This window comes from Pseudomonas sp. GW823-FHT02F05 (genome assembly GCF_058797315.1).
Genome location: NZ_JBXAJM010000007.1, coordinates 185931 through 202385, shown reverse-complemented (window position 1 = coordinate 202385; position 16455 = coordinate 185931). Strand labels below are relative to the sequence as shown.

The 16455-nt window shown below is 59.6% G+C and carries 19 protein-coding genes and 1 tRNA gene; 2 read left to right on the top strand and 18 right to left on the bottom strand.

What is annotated here, in order from left to right; translation table 11 throughout:
- Positions 1–38 precede the first annotated feature (38 nt).
- The 5 genes from AC1RAC_RS11250 to AC1RAC_RS11230 are packed head-to-tail and all read right to left on the bottom strand — an operon-like array spanning position 39 to position 4188.
- Complete coding sequence (locus AC1RAC_RS11250; protein ID WP_014718862.1) at positions 39–311, bottom strand: DUF2160 domain-containing protein; 273 nt, start codon at positions 309–311, stop codon at positions 39–41.
- Positions 312–322: 11 nt separating this feature from the next.
- Positions 323–1123, bottom strand: coding sequence for a carbohydrate ABC transporter permease (locus AC1RAC_RS11245; RefSeq protein ID WP_003232361.1), 801 nt, complete (start codon positions 1121–1123; stop codon positions 323–325).
- Positions 1124–1133: 10 nt separating this feature from the next.
- The gene (locus AC1RAC_RS11240) at positions 1134–2000 is read right to left on the bottom strand and encodes a carbohydrate ABC transporter permease (protein WP_003192014.1); all 867 of its coding nucleotides are present in this window, start codon (positions 1998–2000) and stop codon (positions 1134–1136) included.
- A complete protein-coding gene (locus AC1RAC_RS11235) occupies positions 1997–3094 on the bottom strand; it encodes an ABC transporter ATP-binding protein (protein ID WP_492616582.1) in 1098 nt (365 codons plus the stop codon). Before AC1RAC_RS11235 ends, AC1RAC_RS11240 begins: the two co-directional genes overlap by 4 nt.
- The gene (locus tag AC1RAC_RS11230) at positions 3094–4188 is read right to left on the bottom strand and encodes an ABC transporter ATP-binding protein (protein WP_014718865.1); all 1095 of its coding nucleotides are present in this window, start codon (positions 4186–4188) and stop codon (positions 3094–3096) included. The genes AC1RAC_RS11235 and AC1RAC_RS11230 overlap by 1 nt, the downstream gene beginning before the upstream one ends.
- A gap of 289 nt (positions 4189–4477) precedes the next feature.
- Between AC1RAC_RS11230 and AC1RAC_RS11225 the strand changes: the two genes are divergently transcribed.
- Positions 4478–6295: a sigma-54-dependent Fis family transcriptional regulator gene (locus AC1RAC_RS11225; protein WP_060764788.1), complete on the top strand. Its 1818-nt coding sequence runs from the start codon at positions 4478–4480 to the stop codon at positions 6293–6295.
- A 1-nt stretch (position 6296) separates the two neighbouring features.
- Here AC1RAC_RS11225 and AC1RAC_RS11220 read toward each other — a convergent pair whose 3' ends face one another.
- The 6 genes from AC1RAC_RS11220 to AC1RAC_RS11195 form a co-directional block, all read right to left on the bottom strand.
- On the bottom strand, positions 6297–8414 hold the full coding sequence (locus AC1RAC_RS11220; RefSeq protein ID WP_492616581.1) for a TonB-dependent receptor family protein: 2118 nt from the start codon (positions 8412–8414) through the stop codon (positions 6297–6299).
- A 128-nt stretch (positions 8415–8542) separates the two neighbouring features.
- Entirely contained in the window at positions 8543–8818 is a 276-nt protein-coding gene (locus tag AC1RAC_RS11215; RefSeq protein ID WP_492616580.1) for a hypothetical protein, read from the bottom strand.
- Between the two features lie 133 nt (positions 8819–8951).
- A complete protein-coding gene (locus AC1RAC_RS11210) occupies positions 8952–9692 on the bottom strand; it encodes a hypothetical protein (protein ID WP_057974897.1) in 741 nt (246 codons plus the stop codon).
- 151 nt (positions 9693–9843) lie between these two features.
- Positions 9844–10200: a hypothetical protein gene (locus AC1RAC_RS11205; RefSeq protein WP_492616579.1), complete on the bottom strand. Its 357-nt coding sequence runs from the start codon at positions 10198–10200 to the stop codon at positions 9844–9846.
- A gap of 311 nt (positions 10201–10511) precedes the next feature.
- Positions 10512–10709: a hypothetical protein gene (locus tag AC1RAC_RS11200; RefSeq protein WP_069558233.1), complete on the bottom strand. Its 198-nt coding sequence runs from the start codon at positions 10707–10709 to the stop codon at positions 10512–10514.
- A gap of 199 nt (positions 10710–10908) precedes the next feature.
- Positions 10909–10999 (bottom strand) — tRNA-Ser (locus AC1RAC_RS11195).
- Positions 11000–11151: 152 nt separating this feature from the next.
- On the opposite strand from AC1RAC_RS11195, the gene AC1RAC_RS11190 reads away from it, so the two are divergent.
- Entirely contained in the window at positions 11152–11823 is a 672-nt protein-coding gene (locus AC1RAC_RS11190) for a Bax inhibitor-1/YccA family protein (protein WP_103452077.1), read from the top strand.
- Between the two features lie 70 nt (positions 11824–11893).
- On the opposite strand, the gene murB is transcribed toward AC1RAC_RS11190, so the two are convergent.
- Genes murB through AC1RAC_RS11155 form a run of 7 tightly spaced genes read right to left on the bottom strand, consistent with a single transcriptional unit; the run spans position 11894 to position 16415 of the window.
- On the bottom strand, positions 11894–12913 hold the full coding sequence (gene murB / locus AC1RAC_RS11185; RefSeq protein WP_060773014.1) for a UDP-N-acetylmuramate dehydrogenase: 1020 nt from the start codon (positions 12911–12913) through the stop codon (positions 11894–11896).
- Positions 12910–13374, bottom strand: a complete 465-nt coding sequence (locus AC1RAC_RS11180) for a low molecular weight protein-tyrosine-phosphatase (RefSeq protein WP_054917236.1) — start codon at positions 13372–13374, stop codon at positions 12910–12912. The genes murB and AC1RAC_RS11180 overlap by 4 nt, the downstream gene beginning before the upstream one ends.
- On the bottom strand, positions 13374–14138 hold the full coding sequence (kdsB, locus tag AC1RAC_RS11175; RefSeq protein WP_492616578.1) for a 3-deoxy-manno-octulosonate cytidylyltransferase: 765 nt from the start codon (positions 14136–14138) through the stop codon (positions 13374–13376). Before kdsB ends, AC1RAC_RS11180 begins: the two co-directional genes overlap by 1 nt.
- Positions 14135–14320 (bottom strand): Trm112 family protein, encoded by a 186-nt coding sequence (locus tag AC1RAC_RS11170; protein WP_003174668.1) that lies wholly within the window; start codon positions 14318–14320, stop codon positions 14135–14137. The genes kdsB and AC1RAC_RS11170 overlap by 4 nt, the downstream gene beginning before the upstream one ends.
- A gap of 24 nt (positions 14321–14344) precedes the next feature.
- Positions 14345–15355, bottom strand: a complete 1011-nt coding sequence (gene lpxK, locus AC1RAC_RS11165) for a tetraacyldisaccharide 4'-kinase (RefSeq protein ID WP_089042258.1) — start codon at positions 15353–15355, stop codon at positions 14345–14347.
- A complete protein-coding gene (locus tag AC1RAC_RS11160) occupies positions 15355–15783 on the bottom strand; it encodes an ExbD/TolR family protein (protein WP_014718877.1) in 429 nt (142 codons plus the stop codon). Before AC1RAC_RS11160 ends, lpxK begins: the two co-directional genes overlap by 1 nt.
- On the bottom strand, positions 15780–16415 hold the full coding sequence (locus AC1RAC_RS11155) for a MotA/TolQ/ExbB proton channel family protein (RefSeq protein WP_034128146.1): 636 nt from the start codon (positions 16413–16415) through the stop codon (positions 15780–15782). The genes AC1RAC_RS11160 and AC1RAC_RS11155 overlap by 4 nt, the downstream gene beginning before the upstream one ends.
- Positions 16416–16455 lie beyond the last annotated feature (40 nt).

Genomic DNA, 16455 nt, shown 5'->3' with positions numbered 1-16455 from the left:
CGGGAGCAAGCTCCCTCGCCACACAAGCCCGTGCACAGCTAGCCCCAACGCATCACACTCAACAGCCAAACAAGGGAGAGCGCGGACGCCACCCAGATGCTCCAGTCGGTAACGCCAATGACCAGCAAATGCAGGTAGGCGCTGCCGAGAAGACCGATAAACAAGCGATCGCCACGGGTGGTGCTGATCGGCAGCAAACCGCGCCGCGGGATACTCGGCGAACGTAATTCCCAAGTGGTCATGCCCGCCAGAATCAGGGCAATGCCGCCAAAGAACAGCGCAGTGGGGGTGGTCCAGGCCATCCATTCCATCATCGACTCCTCTAGACCCGGCCCAGGGCAAAGCCCTTGGCCACGTGGTTGCGTACAAACCAGATCACCAGCATGCCCGGCAGGATGGTCAACACCCCCGCCGCTGCCAGCACGCCCCAATCAATGCCGGAAGCCGACACCGTACGGGTCATCACCGCTGCGATGGGTTTGGCGTTGACCGAGGTGAGCGTGCGCGCCAGCAGCAGTTCTACCCAGGAAAACATGAAACAGAAAAACGCCGTGACGCCGATACCGGAGCCGATCAGCGGGATAAAAATCTTCACGAAGAACTTAGGAAAACTATAGCCGTCGATGTAGGCAGTTTCGTCGATTTCCTTGGGTACGCCGGACATGAAGCCTTCAAGGATCCATACCGCCAACGGCACGTTGAACAGGCAATGGGCCAACGCCACGGCGATGTGCGTATCGAACAGGCCAATGGATGAATACAGCTGGAAGAACGGCAGCAGGAACACCGCCGGCGGCGCCATGCGGTTGGTGAGCAGCCAGAAGAACAAGTGCTTGTCACCGAGGAAGCGGTAGCGCGAGAACGCATAGGCCGCCGGCAACGCCACACTCAGGGAGATCACCGTGTTCAGACTCACGTAGTACAGCGAGTTGAGGTAGCCGGTGTACCAGCTTGGGTCGGTGAAGATCACCTTGTAGTTGGCCAAGGTGAAATCCTGCGGAAACAGGGTCAAGCCGCCGAGGATTTCGGTGTTGCTCTTGAAGGACATGTTCAGCAGCCAGTAGATCGGTACCAGCAGGAACAGGATGTAGATCAGTAATGGAATAAGCTTGCGCTTGCTCATGTTGGCGGCCTCAGCGGTTGGCGTCGGAATGGGTCATGGCGGTGTAGAACAGCCAGGACACCAACAGGATGATCAGGAAGTACACCAGGGAAAACGCCGCCGCCGGGCCCAGGTCGAATTGGCCGACGGCCATCTGGGTAAGCGTCTGACTCAGGAAGGTGGTGGCATTACCCGGTCCGCCGCCGGTGAGCACGAAAGGTTCGGTGTAGATCATGAAGCTGTCCATGAAGCGCAACATCACCGCGATCAGCAGCACGCTTTTCATCTTCGGCAACTGGATATGTCGGAACACCGCCCAGGCCGATGCACGATCAATCCGCGCGGCCTGGTAGTACACGTCCGGAATGGCCCTTAAACCTGAGTAGCACAGCAGCGCCACCAGTGAGGTCCAGTGCCACACGTCCATCACCAGCACGGTGACCCAGGCGTCCATGGTGTTGGCCGCATAGTTGTAGCTGATGCCCAGGGCGTTGAGGGTCGAGCCCAGCAGGCCGATGTCGGCACGGCCAAAAATCTGCCAGATAGTGCCGACCACGTTCCACGGAATCAGCAAGGGAATGGCGAGGATGATCAGCACCAGCGAGGACCAGCGGCCCTTGGTGGGCATGGTCAGGGCGATGGCGATGCCCAGCGGGATCTCGATCAACAGCACGCAGGCCGAGTAGATGAACTGGCGCAGCAGCGAGTCGTGCAGGCGTGGGTCGAGCAGCACCTGCTTGTACCAGTCGGCCCCGACGAAATAGCGGCTGGATTGGTCGAAAATGTCCTGCACCGAATAGTTGACCACGGTCATCATCGGGATCACTGCACTGAACGCCACCAGCAGGAACACCGGCAGCACCAGCCACCAGGCCTTGTTGTTCTGCACCTTGTTCATGGCGCCACCTCCAGCAGGTAATCGTCGGCGTAGAGCATCAGCCATTGCGCGGGGAAGCTGATGGAGGCCTTGCCTTCCGGCACCGGCTTGTCCTCGGCCAGGCGCACCTTGAGGGTGGCGCCGTCGAGGTTGAGGGTCATGATCTTGTAGGTGCCTAGGTCCTCCACATGTACGACGTCGGCTTGCAGGGCGTCAGGGTTGTACTCGTCCCATACGTGGATAAATTCCGGACGAATGCCGACCTGGAGCTTTTTGTAGTCGGTGGTGTTGAGACGTTGCTGCATCGCTTCGGACAGCGGCAACAGGGTATTGGCGAACCCTACACCGCCAGCCTTGGCCTGCACCTCGATCAGATTCATCCCAGGGCTACCGATGAAGTAACCGACAAAGGTGTGGCTAGGCCGTTCGAACAATTCACGCGGCGTACCGAACTGCACAATCTGCCCGCCATACATCACCGCGATCTTGTCGGCGAACGTGGAGGCTTCCAGCTGATCGTGGGTGACGTAGACCATGGTGATATTGAACTGCTCGTGAATCTGCTTGAGCTTGCGCCGCAGTTTCCACTTCAGGTGCGGGTCGATCACCGTCAGCGGCTCATCGAACAGAATGGCCGACACGTCATCGCGCACCAGGCCACGGCCCATGGAGACTTTCTGTTTTTCGTCGGCGGTGAGGTTGCGGGCTTTTTTGCTCAGCAGGTTTTGCAGGTCGAGGACTTCGGCGATCTCCTGCACCTTGCTGTGAATTCTCGCTTCGGCCATGCCCTGGTTGCGCAGTGGGAACGCCAGGTTGTCGAACACCGTCATGGTGTCGTACACCACCGGGAACTGGAACACCTGGGCGATGTTGCGCTTTTCCGGGGTCAAGTCGTTGACGACTTGGGTATCGAACAGCACCTGGCCTTCGGACGGGCTGAGCAGGCCGGAAATGATATTGAGCAGCGTGGACTTGCCGCAGCCCGACGGCCCGAGCAAGGCGTAGGCACCGCCCTGCTCCCACACATGATTCATTTCCCGAATGGCGTAGTCTTCTGGCCCTGTAGGCGTAGGGCTGTAGCTATGGGCCAGGTTGCGCAAATGGATCTCGGCCATCAGGCAACCCTCGCGACACGGCGTCCGGGGGCCTGGACCAAGCGGCCCTGACCATCGAACACAAACAGTTTATGGGTGGGGATATACACGCGGATCGGCGCGTCGACATCGTATTCATGCACCCCCGGCAGGTGCAGCACCAGCAGGAAATGCTCACTGCGCACATGCAGGAAGGTTTCCGAGCCGCTGATTTCGGCGACTTCCACGGTCACCGCCAGCTCCAGGTCATCATCGTTGCTGGGCACCAGGCTGATATGGCTGGGGCGCACGCCAAAGCGGAATTCGCCTTCGCCGATAGGACGCAGGTCAACATTGAGTGGGAAATGCACGAAATTGGCGAAGCTCACTTCGTTGCCGCTGATGCGCCCTGGCATCAGGTTGATCGGCGGCTCGGAGAACAGCTCAGCGGCGAGGACCGTTTGCGGCTGATGGTAGACCTCGGCGGCCTTGCCGCTCTGAATCACTCGCCCCTCGTGAAGAATGGTGGTGGTGCCACCCAAGGCCAGGGCTTCGTTGGGCTCGGTGGTGGCATATATCGCGATGGTGTGGCGCGCCTTGAACAGTTCGCGCATTTCCTGGCGCAGCTCTTCGCGCAGTTTGTAGTCCAGGTTGACCAGCGGCTCATCGAACAGAATCAGTTCGGCATCTTTCACCAGGGCGCGGGCCATGGCGGTGCGTTGTTGCTGGCCACCGGACAATTCCAGGGGGTGGCGCTGCAGGAATTTCTCGATGCGCAGCATCTTGGCGGTTTCCAGCACCTTGCTCTGGATCACCTCCTGGGACACACCGGCCTGGCGCAACGGCGAGGCGATGTTCTCGAACACGGTCATGGTCGGGTAGTTGATGAACTGCTGGTAGACCATCGACACATTGCGCAGGCGTACCGGCTTTTGCGTGACATCCACACCGTTCATCAGGATGCGACCGCTGTCGGGCTTGTCCAGGCCGGCCATCAGGCGCATCAGGCTGGTCTTGCCGGACAGGGTGCGACCGAGCAGGACGTTGAAAGAACCGGCTTCGAACCGCAGGTTGGCGTCGTCGATCCAGGTTTGGCCGTCGACAACGCGGGAGACATGTTCCAGGGTCAATGACATGACACGACCTTTTTTATTATTGGAATGAATCTGGTGCGTTGTCAGAGCGAGTTTCGTGCCAAAACCGCAAGCGCTTGATGTGTAAGGAGATGGGTGAATCATGATGTTCAGGAGTGAACAATCCGGCTGAACAACTGAACACTGCCGGGGTTGACAATGAACAGTTGTGAACAACACTTTATGCGCGACGAAGATCAAATGTGGGAGCGGGCTTGCCCGCTCCCACATTGCTCGATGTCTGACGTTAGATGGCGCAAGACCCGACAACAATAATAAAGAAGGTCGCACGATGGCCGAACCCTTGACCCACGACACCCTTATCCAGGAATCCTGGCGCCGTTGCCGCGCCTACGGCCTGGACCACCAGAGCGCCCCCAGCTTTGACCAACTGCCCGCCGAAGGCATTCGCCAGCTCCTGGAAAGCCAGCATTCCCTGGTGCAGACCACCCACCAGGAAGTATTGCCCTACTACGAGAACATCCTCAGCAATTCCAATTGCCTGATCATGCTGGCCGACAATCAGGGCCAGGTGCTGACCTCGTGGGGCACCCAGCGGTTTATCGAACCCACGCTGGCCCGTGGCTTCAGCCCCGGCGCCAGTTGGATGGAACGCGCCAGTGGCACCAACGCCATCGGCACCGCACTGGCCTGCGCCCAGGCCGTGCATATTGAGCACGATGAACACTTCCTCAAGGCCAACCGCTTCATGACCGGTTCCGCGGCACCGATTTTCGACGCCCAGCGCGAAATCATCGCGGTGCTGGACGTGTCCAGCGACAGTTACCTGCCGCCCTCCCACACCCTGGGCATGGTCAAGATGATGAGCCAGACCGTGGAAAACCGGCTGATCCTCAACCTGTTTCGCGGCGAACATTTCCAACTGACCTTCAACACCGGCCTGAGCAACCTCGACAGCCAATGGGCCGGCCTGCTGATCTTTGATGAAAGCGGCCAGGTGCTCTCGGCCAATCGGCGTGCGGATAACTTGCTGGGCATCAGCCTCTCGCGGGTGATGATCGACAGTCTATTCAAGGTGTCGCTGCTGGAGTTGCTCAACCAGCCGGAAGGGCTGCCCTTTGCGTTGCAAGCGGCGGGACGCAATCGGTTCCAGTGCCTGTTGAAGCGCCCCAGGCAGATGCCGGTGCAGGCCCGGGTGTTCAGCCAACCGCAGCCGCCAGCACCGACCTCGATCAACCTCCAGACCCTGCATTTTGGCGATGTGCGCGTGGAAAAAGCCGTGCGCCAGGCCGAGCGCCTGCTGGAAAAGGACATTCCGTTGTTGATTCACGGCGAGACCGGCGTGGGCAAAGAGGTGTTCGTCAAAGCCCTGCACCAGGCCAGTTCCCGCAGCCGGCAGGCGTTGATCGCAGTGAACTGTGCGGCGATTCCCGCAGAACTGGTGGAATCGGAACTGTTCGGCTACGAAAAAGGCGCCTTCACCGGCGCCAACCAAAAAGGCAGCATCGGTCTGATCCGCAAGGCCGACAAGGGCACGCTGTTTCTCGACGAAATCGGCGATATGCCGCTGCCCACCCAGGCCCGCCTGTTACGGGTATTGCAGGAGCGCTGTGTGCAGCCGGTGGGCAGTAGCGAGGTATTCCCAGTGGACTTGCGCATCATCTCGGCGACCAACCGCGCACTGCGCGAGCTGGTGCAGGCCGGGCGCTTTCGCGAGGACTTGTACTACCGCATCGGCGGCCTGACCCTGGAATTGCCGCCGTTGCGCGAGCGTACCGACAAGCAGGCGCTGTTCCAGCAACTGTGGCAGCAACACCGCGAGCCGACGCAATGGGCCGGGCTGAGCGCCGAAGTGCTGAGGCTATTCGAGCAACACCCGTGGCCGGGGAATTTACGCCAAGTGAGCAGCGTGTTGCAGGTGGCGCTGGCAATGGCCGAGGAGCAGCCGATCCGCGCAGAGCACCTGCCCGATGATTTTTTTGTGGATTTGCAGGCAACAGTGCCGCTGTCTAAACCTGAACACCTGGATGAAAGTCTCGACCTGAGCCAGCGCCTGGAAGCCGTGGGCGGGAATATTTCCCACCTGGCGCGAGAGCTGGGGGTGAGTCGCAACACCCTGTACAAGCGCCTGCGCCAACACGAAGGTTGATTTAACGCCAGCTCCAGGAAACGCCGGTGTAGATACCCCGCCCATCAGCGGGGGTGGAGCGTGCAGCGTCCATGCCTTTGTCGTCGTAGCCCGGCGTGACGGTGTTGGCGTAACGGCGGTTGGTGAGGTTGCGCAGGTCGACCCAGGCTTGCCAGTCCTGCTTGGGCGCGTCGTAGCCGAAGGTAGCGCCGAGGGTGGTGTAGGCCGCCGCGTAGTAGGTATTGGCGTAGTCCACCGCTACCCGTGATGCATGCTCGGTATTGAGGCTGGTGTAGAAACCCGTCGGGTGGCTGTAGCGCAGTTGCGCCTGGTAGTAGTGCTTGGGAATGCCGGGCAAGGTGTTGTCGCCGAAACGCTCGTCGTCGCGGTAGTGGAAGTCGCTGAAGGTGTAGGCCTGGCGCAGCTGGAGCTCACCGCTGCCGCCGCCGTCCCACAGCGGGCTGAGCAGGCTCAGTTCCACGCCCTGGTGCACGGTGGGGCTAGCGTTGGATTCGGCGATGATAGCGTTGCTGGTGGCAGTCTGGGCCTGGGTCTCTACAGAAAGCAGCTCGTGGCGAACTTCCGAGCGATAGAGCGCCAGATCCCATTGGCCGAGCCAGGCTTCACCGCGCCCGCCGACTTCCAGGGTGGTGGCGGTCTGATTACGCAGCTTCACGCCTTCGCGCTGCAACCCCGTGGCTGCCCCACTGCCCGGGCCAAAGTATTTGTTCGAGCCCCAGATCATCGACCACGCGTGCGGTGGCTCTACCGAGCGGCTCAGGTTGCCGTAGACCTGCAACTGCGGGGTGAAGTCGTAACGCAGGCCAATGCGCGGCGCGTAGTCCCAATCATGCTGACTGAGCGGCGCCTGGCCGTCGGGGTAAGTGACCTGGGTTTCGCGGCGCGTATAGATGGCGGCAAGGCCGGTGGTCAGCCACAGATCCTCCACCAGTTCCAGCTCGTTGCCTATATGCAGCACAGTATCGGAGCCCAGGTAGCTGTAGTCGCGGGTCTTGGTGCCGGGGGCATAAATGGCAGTATTGCCCGCAGGGGTGCGCACGTATTCCGACGCGCCATTGTTCGGCATCGCCTGGGTAGTACGCAGGCCGAGAGTGGTGGTGCTGGCATGGCCGAACAGGCTGTCCTGGCGGATGTAATTCAGGGTGCCGCTGATATCGGTGTAAGCAACTTTGAGGCGGTTGGTGCCTTCGCGCAGGTCCATGGGGTAATCGTGATAGGCCAGCCCGACCTCGACCCGAGCGTTATCGTCCAACCGCAAGGTGGTCTTGTTGGCAATCCAGGTAGAGCCCGGTTGCAGGCGCTTTGAATCGCGGGCGGCATTGAGGCTGTTGGCGGCACGCGGATCATGGCTGATCTGGTCACGCGTGAGCCTGCCGGGTGAATCGTTGGTGGTTTCGCGGTAACGCAAGTAGAAGCGCGTTTCCAGGTCCGGGCTAAAGCGGTAGCCGAAGTTCGCGGCGATGCCCTTGCCGCTGCCGGCGCTTTGGTGCTGATAACCGTCGGACTCCGAATCGGTGAGGCTGATGTAATAGTCGGCGTCCCCCAGCACTTGCCCGGAACTGACTTCACGTTGGGCATAGCCGCGACTGCCGACCTCATAGCGCACCTGTAGCTTGGGCGCGTCCAAGCCGGTGCGGGTGACGTAGTTGACCGCACCGCCCAAGGCCAATGCACCCTGATCGAACCCGTTGGCGCCACGCAGCACCTCTACCCGGCTTTGCCACAGCGGGTCCTTGAGCTCATAGGGCGTGCCGCCTGGGCCGGTAAGCGGCAGGCCGTCGAACATTTCATACAGGCCGGAGGCATGGGCACCGGGGGCGCGGTTCACGCCCGAGCCACGAATGGACACCTTCACCCCTTCGTTATTGGCCGCCTTGGCGTACACACCGGCCTGGTACTTGAAGACATCCTCGTTGGTGCTGACCCGCCCCTGCTGCACGCTGTCCATATCGATGTAATTGGTGCCACCGGGCACGCTTTTGAGCTGTGCCTGGGCGATTTCTGCGGCGCTGGCCTCAGCCGTGGTGACTTCAACCGGCGCCAATTGCAGGCTTTCAGCCTGTACCAGCGAACTGAGGGTCAAGGCGGCAAAAATAAACGGGGGGTGGCGCAGCAGCATGTGGGCAGGTCCTTGGAATCCGGGAACGTGCCAGGCCAAACCCACCACGCGAACAGTGATGGGAAGGCAGGCATGCCCGTCAGGTCACTCCTTGATGACGGACAGGGGCGTTTTAAAAACAGGATGAATCAGGTTTGGTCGTCAGGCATTGCCAATGCCCGCATCAGGTCATCGGCATCCGACCCCGGCGGAAAGCGGAAGCCATACATTTCGTCAGTGGCGAGAATCTCCCCCAAGGTTTCGCGCAACTGGACTTCCGTGGGCGAGTCACGCAATAACTTATGCGCCGGCAGCAATAACTCGGCAGACACGCCCTGGCCGGTCGCGGCGTCAATCACCGCATAGAGGATAAACCGCAAGCGTATTTCGCGATCCGTGGGCCAAACCGTTTTTCGTTTACCCAAGGGAGGGCCTCGTGTTTAAGAAAAATCCGAGGCTATTGCCCGCAGGCAGGCGTTTCAAGCAGCGCGAGGCAAGATAGGCCGCTTCCTACAACGGAAAGGGAAACACCGCACCGATTGGTCGATGCGATGGGCCTCACTGCACCGGCAGGAAATTCATCAGCAACAGGCTTTGTGCGTAATTGAGGCCAATGCGCCGGTAGCGCTCATCAAGGATTTGGGTCAGCAGGTCCAAACGCGCGACGATCTTGCCGAACTCAACGGCAAAACTGAGGTTACTGCCCTCCTCTGATATCTCGTTGGAAAACAACAGCAGCACGCCATTGGCATCCTGACGCTGACTGAGCAGCCAGGTGGCCTTTTCGATATTGCGCGCGGCATTGCTGACAAACTGCGGGTTGATCGAGTCGGTCACATAAAACTGCGTACGCCCGCCGTGAGCGGTCACGAGCATGCTGCCAATCGCGTAGATGAACGCGCCGACGCGGTCGCCGCGAAAGTCAGGGCTCAAGGAATAACTCAGGGCAGCCAGGTCACTACGATCTCCCAGTGCGGGCAAGGGACGGCGATTTTCGATGGCCTGACGGATTTGCCGGGCGGCGGTCACTGCATCCGGATACCCCGATTGACGCCACTGGTTGGGGTTGCGCAGGTAGAGCTTGCTCATCAGCAAGTAGAGGCTTTGCAGGTTGTCACGCATCCCCAGGGTGGCCATGCGGTCGACGCTGGTCTGGAAGAATTCATCGGGCTTGCCATCGCTGAACTGCCTGGCGATATCGCGGCCCTGTTGTTGGCTGCAACCTGCGGCACACAGCGTTAATATCGCAGCCAGCAGCAGCGGCCATCGGGAGGTGGAAACAGTTGACGTTCGATCCATCGGCACCGGGTCTGATTCTGTTGGCCACCCGTGGGAGTCGGGTGGCTGGGACAGGGTAGATCAGCAGAATGGAAAAAAGTGCAGCGGTGCGGGTCAGATCAGCATCGGACTGCAGACGCTGATCTGACCCGACACTTGATTTCCCGGCGTGCTAGAGCACTACCGTCGCAAGCATCCCCAAGACGCCCAGGCAGAACCCGATCAACGCGCCCCGCCCTGGAGCTTCATGAAACAGCGCCCAGACCACCACAGGCTCCAGAAGCAATAACGAAGTGACCGAGATTACCGTGACAATCCAGATATCACCGACAACCACAAACCCCAGCCAATAGGCGCCCAGCAGGCAAAGCCCGGCAAAACACATCAAGACCACGGGAAGTACAAAGACCTCCCAGGAACCACTGCCGGCCTGGGCCAACTTGGCGGTCACCACCTCACTGTAGATTGCACAAAACTCACCGACCACCATCAACCCTAGAGCAAAAACTCCGAGTAATTCTTTGGACATATCAAAAACTCCTTCGTATTCAGCGCACTGTTTTTCAGCTCCCAGTCGGCAGTGCTGCAGCCGTCGTGAGCGTCGTTGCCTTGATACGAAGGGTTCTTGAAAAGGCCCGAATTACCGAAATGCTTGTCCATGCTCATGTCCTTCAAAGGGTTGAGGCTCAGCGATCCAATACAGTGCGTGCTGATCATAGAGGCATCGTGAAGCTATTCACAATTATGCGATGCCAATACTTAAGGATTACGGTTAATTAAATGCACCGAAAACCGCAATAAAAACCCGGCGCTGGGCCGGGTTTATTGATCGGGAGGTCTTCAGGTAGCAGGGTGCTCACTTGCCACGGAATCCGCCGCGTCTACATCCGACATGTCCTCCTCGATCGGGGCCTCGTCATCCGGGGGTAGCGGGATATTGTCCTCATCGCGCCGTGGGTCATGCCCCGTCTCATTATCGGTGTTACGAGTAACCGCTTGCTGGGAAATGTTGCCTGGGGCTTTCTCGTTGATTTCCATGCTGGCTCTCCGTGTATCGCTCGGGATATCCGTGCTTAAGATTGAGAGGTAGCAACGGATGGAGAGTGCCGGATGTTAGACGAATGGTGGTTCGTCTTTGCAAGGTATGAATGCAAAAAACAGCGTTTATTTGATTATCAGCACACTCAAACCCCAGAAACGCAAAAGCCCCGCTTTCGCGAGGCTTTCGTGTAAATCTTGGCGGGAAACCAGGGATTCGAACCCTGGAGACGCTATTAACGTCCGCCGGTTTTCAAGACCGGTGCATTCAACCACTCTGCCAATTTCCCTTGTGCATCACGGGATTATAGTAGCCCATCCCGTGTCAGCGGGCGCCATAATACCCGAATGAAACACACTGTCAAACTCTCTGCATCGCTTGTTACAAGGCGTCTGTTATGATCTTTGCGACTGAACGTTTCAAAACTGAAGGAGTGTCGCCATGCGCGAACAGAATTACGCAGTGAATGGCAACACGCAGGCTGAGCAGCTTGAAGTCAGCCGCGTGTTGCGCAACACCTACGGCTTGCTCGCCCTTACCCTCGCATTCAGCGGCGTGATGGCTTACGTGGCCCAGCAGATGCGCGTCGGTTACCCGAATATCTTTGTCGTGTTGATCGGCTTCTATGGCCTGTTCTTCCTGACCAACAAGCTGCGTGACTCGGCCTGGGGCCTGGTGTCGGCGTTTGCCTTGACCGGTTTCATGGGCTTTATCCTCGGCCCGATCCTCAACCGTTACCTGGGCATGGCCGGCGGTGCGGAAGTGGTCAGCTCGGCATTTGCCATGACGGCCCTGGTGTTTGGTGGTCTGTCGGCCTACGTGCTGATCAGCCGTAAGGACATGAGCTTCCTGGGTGGCTTCATCACCGCAGGTTTCTTCGTGTTGCTGGCGGCGGTGGTGGCCAGCATGTTCTTCCAGATCAGCGGCCTGCAACTGGCGATCAGCGCGGGTTTTGTGCTGTTTTCCTCGGTGTGCATCCTGTTCCAGACCAGCGCCATCATCCACGGCGGTGAGCGTAACTACATCATGGCGACCATCAGCCTTTATGTATCGATCTACAACCTGTTCATCAGCCTGTTGCAGATCTTCGGCATCATGAGCCGCGATGACTGATCAATCGCAGCAATAAAAATGCCCCGTATCGCGAGATACGGGGCATTTTCATTTTCAGAGCAGATAAAGCTCAGTACTGATTGGGTTCCATTTCCAGCTCGACCTTGAAGCGCTTGAAGATATCTTGCTGGATGCGTAGCGCAAGCTGGGCAATCTCTTGCCCGGTGGCGGTGCCGTAGTTGACCAGTACCAGCGCTTGCATCTTGTGCACGCCCGCATCGCCCTCCCGGAACCCCTTCCAACCGGCCTTGTCGATCAGCCAGCCGGCGGCGAGTTTCATTTGGCCGTCTGCCTGAGGGTAGGCCACCAGGTCCGGATACTGGCTTTGCAGTTCAATCGCCAGGGCCTGGGACACCAGTGGGTTCTTGAAGAAGCTGCCCGCATTGCCCAGCTCTGCCGGGTCTGGCAGTTTCTCGCGGCGAATGCTGCAGATCGCGCGGCTCACATCGCTTGGCGTGGCGTGGGTGATGCCCTGCGCAACCAGACGCTGTTGCACCGGGCCGTAGTCGAGTTTCAGGTGAGTGGCACGGCTGAGGGAAAAGCGTACCCGCAGGATCAGCCAACGCCCGACTTCGTGCTTGAACAGGCTGTCACGGTAGGCGAACTTGCATTCGTCGAGACTGAATTCCCGCAGCTCGCCCGTCTGGCGATCCAGGGCAGTGAGGCCGGCGAAGACATCCTTGATCTCTACGCCATAGGCGCCGATGTTTTGCATCGGCGCGGCACCGACAGTGCCGGGGATCAGGCTGAGGTTTTCCAGGCCGCAAAAGCCGTGTTCAAGCGTCCACAACACGAACGGATGCCAGGCTTCTCCCGCTTCGGCTTCGACAACCACGTGCGTGCCATCATCGCTCAGCACACGAATGCCTTGGGTCGCCATACGCAACACCAGCGCCGGAACGTCCTGGGTCAGCAGCAAATTGCTGCCGCCACCGATCACCAGCAACGGCACCGCATGTGCGGCGGCATAGGCGATGGCCTCGCGCACGTCAGCATCACTGTGGGCCTCGGCAAATAATTGCGCGCTCACATCAATGGCAAAGCTGTTGAATGGCTTGAGCGATACCTGCGCACGCACTTGCAAGGTCATAACCGCCCCTTCAATTCGATCACCAATAAGTCACAGGCGCGTTCGATCAGGTCAAGGACCCGTTCGAAACCTTGCTCACCTTCATAGTAAGGGTCTGGCACCTCGTCCACTTCGCCATCAAAGCGACGCAGGAACAAATCCAGCTCCGCCTTGCCCTGCCCTGGCTGCATGGCTTTGAGGTTGCGCAGGTTACTGTTGTCCATGGCCAGGATCAGGTCATAGCGGGCAAAATCAGCACGGGAAACCTGCTGGGCACGCTGGCCCGACAAGTCATAGCCGCGCGCCAGCGCCGCACGCTGGCTGCGCTGGTCCGGCGGGTTGCCGATATGCCATTCTCCGGTGCCAGCAGACGCCACCTCAACCTGGCCAGCCAAGCCTGCTTCACGCAACTTATGGCGCAAGATGCCTTCAGCGGTTGGCGAGCGGCAGATATTGCCCAGACATACAAACAGAACTTCCATCAGGCGCCCAGCAGGCGACGGACGCGTTCGAGGTCTTCCTGGGTGTCGACACCGGCTGGCGGTGCTTCCAACGCATCGCCCACGTGGATACGCACGCCGTGCCAGAGGGCGCGCAGTTGTTCCAGGGACTCGGTATTCTCGAGCCAGCACGGGCCCCAACTGACGAAGTCGTGCAGGAAACCGGCGCGGTAGGCATAGATGCCGATATGGCGGCGATATGGCACGCCCTCCGGCAACACGTCGCGATTCTTGGCAAAGGCATCCCGCGCCCACGGCAAGGTGGAGCGACTGAACGTCAGTGCCAGGCCGTTGATGTCGCTGACCACTTTCACCACGTTCGGGTTGAACAGCGTCTCGATGTCTTCGATCGGTTCGGCCAGGGTCGCCATACGCGCCTCGCCATGGGCCGCGAGGTTGGCAGCGACCTGATCGATGACACCCGGCGGTATCAATGGCTCGTCACCCTGCACGTTCACTACGATCGCGTCGGGTGCCAGACCCAGCTGAGTGGCGACTTCGGCCAGGCGATCAGTGCCGGAGTTATGGTCTTCGCGGGTCAGGACCGCTTCGGCTCCAAAACCTTTGCACGCCTTGATGATACGCGGGTCATCGGTGGCCACCACCACGCGCTCGGCGCTGCTCTTGCACGCTTGTTCCCATACCAGCTGGATCATCGGCTTGGTGCCGATCATTTGCAACGGTTTGCCCGGCAGACGGGTCGAGGCATAGCGCGAAGGAATGACAACGGTAAAGGCGGTGGTCATTTATCCAGGCGCTCATCGGTGGTCAGGGTGCGGGCTTCGCTTTCGAGCATGACCGGGATGCCGTCACGGATAGGGTAAGCCAGGCCGGCACCTTTGCTGATCAGCTCGGTTTTGTCGGCGCTGAGCTTGAGCGGGCCTTTGCAGATCGGGCAAGCAAGGATATCGAGCAGTTTGGTGTCCATGAATGTTTCCTGGAAAAAAGCGTTTTAAGGCAAAAGACGGTTGGGCAACAGACGCATCAGCTGCGTGTCGAACCAGGCGACGAACGCCGGCGACGGTACCGCATCCACCGCAAGGTACCACCAGTCGGGCTGGGCAAAGGCGCGGCACTTCACCGCGTCCTTTTCGGTCATGACCAGCGGCAATGACGGGGTAAAATTCAAGACCTCGGCGCTGTAGGGCGCGTGATCGGCAAAAGCATGGGGTAACGCCTGCCAGTGTAGCGTTTCAAGGGTATTGAAGAAACGTTGCGGATTGCCTATTCCGGCCACCGCATGCACCTGCTGGCCCTGCGAAAAATAGGTGACCGGCTGGCGCTCGCCGCTGTGCAGGTTGACCAGCGCTGTGGGCTGCAGGCGGAAGGCAAAGCCATTTTCACGGTCTGTAACGGCACCGTTATAAAGCACCCCGTCCACGCTCTGCAGGCGCTCCACCGGTTCGCGCAACGGCCCGGCAGGCAGGCACCGGCGGTTACCGAGGCCACGGGCGGCATCGATCAGCACCAGTTCAAGATCGCGGGCCAGGCGGTAGTGCTGCAGGCCGTCATCGGAGAGGATCAGGTCCAGGGGCTCGCAGGCCAGCAGGGCCTTTACCGCACGACTGCGATCAGGATCGATCATCAGCGGTACACCGCTGCGCTGCACGATCAGCAAGGGTTCATCACCGGCCACCTCGGCACTGTGGCCGGCCTCGACCCGCCACGGCAACTGCGGCGGCTTGGCACCGTAGCCTCGACTGACCACTCCTACGCGCAAGCCGCTACGTCGGCAGTGCTCGATCAACCACAGGATCAAAGGCGTCTTGCCGGTGCCTCCCACTGTAATATTGCCCACCACGATCACGGGCACAGACGACTGATAAATCTCGCCCTCGCCCGCCACGAAGCGCGCACGCTTACGTTGAACCACGCAGCGATACAGCGATTCCAGCGGTCGCAGCAACATTAGTGCTGGATGACCTTCGTACCATGCCTTGAGTAAACGGTCGGAGATGGCCATCAGGGCGGGCTCGCCGCCTCGACGGTGGTCATGCGCAAATGGCTGAAACCGAGCTTGCCGGCAGCGTCCATGGCGGTGATCACGGCCTGGTGCGGGGTTTTGCCATCAGCGCTGATGGACAGCGGCAACTGAGTGTCGCCACCAGACTCCTTCTGCAACGCCTCCATCAGGCTGGCAAGGTCATTTTTCTCCAGCAACTGGTTATTCACCGAAAACACCCCTTCGGCGCTGATAGCGATGTCCAGTTGCTTGACTTGCTGGTCTTCGGCAGGCGAGCCACTCACCGCTTCAGGCAGGTCGACACGCAACTGGGTTTCGCGGGTGAAGGTAGTGGTCACGACAAAAAACAGCAGCAGGATGAACACCACATCGATCAACGACGCGAGGTTGATATCAACATTTTCCCGTTGCTTGCGGCGAAATTTCACGCTTTGCCCTCGACCAGGTCTACATCACGGTCGCCCTGCACCACCTCCACCAGCTTGATGGCTTCCTGCTCCATGCCGACCACCAGTTCATCAATGCGACGCAGCAGGAAACGGTGGAAGAACACCGAAGGGATACCCACCATCAGGCCGGCTGCAGTGGTGATCAACGCCTTGGAGATCCCCCCGGCCAGGACCGCTGCGTTGGTGGTCATGCCCGAGCCTGTGAACGAGCTGAAGATATCGATCATGCCGAGTACTGTGCCGAGCAAACCGAGCAACGGCGCCATGGCGGCGATGGTGCCAAGGGCGTTGATGTAGCGTTCCAGTTCATGGATGACCCGGGCGGCCGCCTCTTCAATGCACTCCTTCATGATCTCGCGACCATGCTTGGAATTGGCCAGACCGGCGGCGAGGATTTCACCCAGCGGCGAATTGGCGCGCAGCTCCTTGAGTTTCTGCTTGTCGAGCTGCTTGTTCTTGATCCAGCCCCAGACCTGCCCCAGCAGATGCTCAGGGGTGACGCGACTGGCGCGCAGGGTCCACAGGCGTTCGGCAACGATGCCGAGTGCAGCGATGGAACTCAGAATGATCGGCAACATCATCCAGCCGCCGGATTTGACCAATTCCCACACAGTGAATGCCCCCTCGAAAAAGTGCGCCACTTTAACATAT